Below are 3,095 nucleotides of genomic sequence, written 5' to 3' on the forward strand. Positions count from 1 at the left end.
CCGCGCCCGGGCCGCGGCCGGCCCCCCGCCCGCCGGGCTGGCGGCGGCCGGCCCGGGGGGGGGGGGGGGCCCCCCCCCCCCCCCCCCCCCCCCCCCCTTCTCACGCTGTCTCACTCCGGCTCTCGCTGCCTCACGCTGTTCGGTGGTGCACCGCCGGGGCGGGACCGGTCAGAACTGGAGCGCCCAGCTGTTGATCCGGCCGGTGTCGGCGCGGGCGTTGTCGCTGACCCGGAGCTTCCAGGTGCCGTTGGCGGCCTCGGAGGAGGCGTTGACGGTGTACGTGGTGACCACGTTGTCGCTGCTGCCGCCCGAGCCGTACGCCTTCAGGTTGTAGACGGAACCGTCGGGCGCGACCAGGTCGATCCGCAGGTCGCCGATGTAGGTGTGCGAGATGTTGACCGGAACCTGGAGCGCGGCCGGGGCGTTGCCGGTGATCCCGGTGACGGTGACCGGCGACTCGACGGTGGCGTTGTCGTTGATCGCGTACCCGGTGGTGTTCTCGAACTTCTTGCCGGGCGGCGGGGTGGTGCCGCCCGCGCCGACGTACAGCAGACGGTTGGGCGAGCCGGTGCCCGGGTTGGTGACGACGCCCGGGGTGGAGGCCGCGACGAGGCCGGCGGAGACCTGGGCGGGGGTGGAGCCCGGGTTGTCGGCGAGGTAGATGGCGGCCGCGCCGGCGACGTGCGGGCTGGCCATCGACGTACCGGAGATGGTGTTCGTGGCGGTGTCGCTGGTGTTCCACGCCGAGGCGATGGAGGAGCCCGGGGCGAAGATGTCCACGACCGCGCCGAAGTTGGAGAAGCTGGAGCGGGCGTCGGTGTTGGTCGTCGAACCGACGGTGATCGCCTCGGCGACGCGCGCCGGGGACTTGGTGTTGGCGTTGGTCGACTCGTTGCCCGCGGCGACGGCGTAGGTGATGCCGGCGGCTATGGACCGCTGCACGGCGGCGTCGAGGACCGCGTCGGCGCCACCGCCGAGGCTCATGTTGGCGACGGCGGGCTTGACGGCGTTGGCCGTCACCCAGTCGATGCCGGCGACGACCTGCGCGGTGGTGCCGGAGCCCTGGTTGTTGAGCACCCGGACGCCGACGACCTTCGCCTTCTTGGCGACGCCGTAGGCGGTGCCCGCGACGGTGCCCGCCACGTGCGTGCCGTGGCCGTGGCCGTCCTGGGCGACGTTGTCGTTGTCGATGGCGTCGTAGCCGTTGGCGGCCCGGCCGCCGAAGTCGCTGTGACTGATGCGTACCCCGGTGTCGATGACGTAGGCGGTGACGCCCTCGCCGGCCTTGTCGGGGTAGGTGTAGCGCTGGTCCAGCGGGAGGCTCCGCTGGTCGATCCGGTCGAGGCCCCAGGAGGGCGGGTTGTTCTGGGTGGCGGAGACCGTGAAGGTGCGGTTCTGCGAGACGGACGCGACGGCCGGGTCGGCGGCGAACTTCTTCGCCTCCGCGGCGGTCGCCTCGACCGCGTAGCCGTTGAGGGCCGCGCGGTAGGTCCGTTCGATGCTCGCGCCGTACTTCTTCGCGAGGGCCTTGCCCTTGGCGGAGTCCGACTTCGCGGCCGAGTCCTTCAGCGTGACGATGTAGCTGTCGCTGATGGTGCCCGGAGCGTCCGCGTTCAGGATCACGCCTTCGGGTGCGCGCTCGGCCGCGGTCGCCGGGAGGGTACCGGCGGTGGCGAGGGCGACGGCGGCTGCGGTGGCTATGACGGTCGCCGCGGCGAGTCTTCGACGGGCATGGGGGGTGTGACGCATCACTGACATGTGAGGGGTCCTCCTCATCGGCGGTGCTCTGGTGGGGGGTGGTACCGGAGAGCCGAGCGACCGACTCCCGACAGGGGCATGACAAATCAGCCATCGGAACGCCCCACGTTCTGCGTCGTCCGGTGAGCGGCATGCCCTGCTGCCAGCGAAAGATTGACCGATCCATGACGAACTCACAAGGGTGCCTTGGGGTGTTCCACACGCCCGCCATTCACCTGCCATATGCCTGACATGCTGGCGGACATGACGATCTATTACTGTCCAGTGGATGGGACGCGATCCGCGATCACCGCGCTGACCTGGTGTTGTCCGGTGTGCCGGGGGCCCTGGGATCTCGATTTCACCCCCGCGCGGGGTATCGGGATGAACGCGCTTTCCGCCCGGATCGATTCATTGTGGCGTTACAAGGATTTCCTCCCGCTCGACTCCTCGGCGATCTCTCTGGGCGAGGGCCGCACCCCTCTCATCCCGCTCACGGACACCGTTTCGGCGAAGCTCGACTATCTGATGCCGACGCTTTCCTTCAAGGACCGGGGCGCGGTGATGCTCGCGGAGCTGGCCCGGCGGCTGGGCCCGGACCGGGTGGTCGCGGACAGCACCGGCAACGCGGGCACGTCGGTCGCGGCGTACAGCGCGCGGGCCGGGCTGCCGTGCACGGTGTACGTCCCCGAGGGCACATCGCCCAAGAAGACCGAGCAGATCCGGGCCCACGGCGCGCGCCTGGTGACCGTCCCGGGCGGCCGGGAGGCGACGGCCCTGGCGGCCCGCGCGGCGGCCGACGAACCGGGGGTCTTCTACGCCTCGCACGTCTTCAACCCGTACTTCCTGCACGGGACGAAGACGTACGTGTACGAGCTCTGGGAGGACCTCGGCGGCCGGCTGCCGGACGCGCTGGCCGTCCCGGTCGGCAACGGCACCCTGCTTTTGGGCGCGGCGCTGGCGGTGGCCGAACTGGAGGCGCTGGGGCTGATCGAGACGCGTCCCCGCCTGATCGCGGTCCAGGCGGAGGCGGTCTCCCCGCTGGCCACGGCCTTCCACGCGGGCGCGGACGACCTGCCTCCGGCCGAGGACGGCACCCCGGCCGCCGCCACGCTGGCGGAGGGCATCGCGATCCCCCGCCCACCGCGCGCCCGCCAGATCCTGGCAGCGGTACGGGCCTCGGGCGGCACGTTCCTGACGGTGCCGGAGGACCGCATCCGGGAGGCCCAGCGGGACCTGGCGGCACGCGGGTTCTACGTCGAGACGACGGGCGTGGCGTGCTGGGCGGCGGTACAGGAAGGGGGCGAGGCCGTGTCGGGCAGCGTGGTGGTGCCGCTGTGCGGGGCGGGGCTGAAGTC

The 3,095-nt window shown here is 71.8% G+C and carries 2 protein-coding genes; one reads left to right on the top strand and one right to left on the bottom strand.

Translation table 11 applies throughout. The features are described 5' to 3' along the window. Positions 1-168: 168 nt before the first annotated feature. Complete coding sequence (locus tag JS521_RS28810; RefSeq protein ID WP_205085884.1) at positions 169-1,758, bottom strand: S8 family peptidase; 1,590 nt, start codon at positions 1,756-1,758, stop codon at positions 169-171. A gap of 231 nt (positions 1,759-1,989) precedes the next feature. Between JS521_RS28810 and JS521_RS28815 the strand changes: the two genes are divergently transcribed. Continuing rightward, the coding region (locus JS521_RS28815; RefSeq protein ID WP_205085886.1) for a threonine synthase at positions 1,990-3,095 on the top strand (1,106 nt) is incomplete at its 3' end.

This window comes from Streptomyces durocortorensis, assembly GCF_016901035.1.
Lineage (GTDB): Bacteria > Actinomycetota > Actinomycetes > Streptomycetales > Streptomycetaceae > Streptomyces > Streptomyces durocortorensis.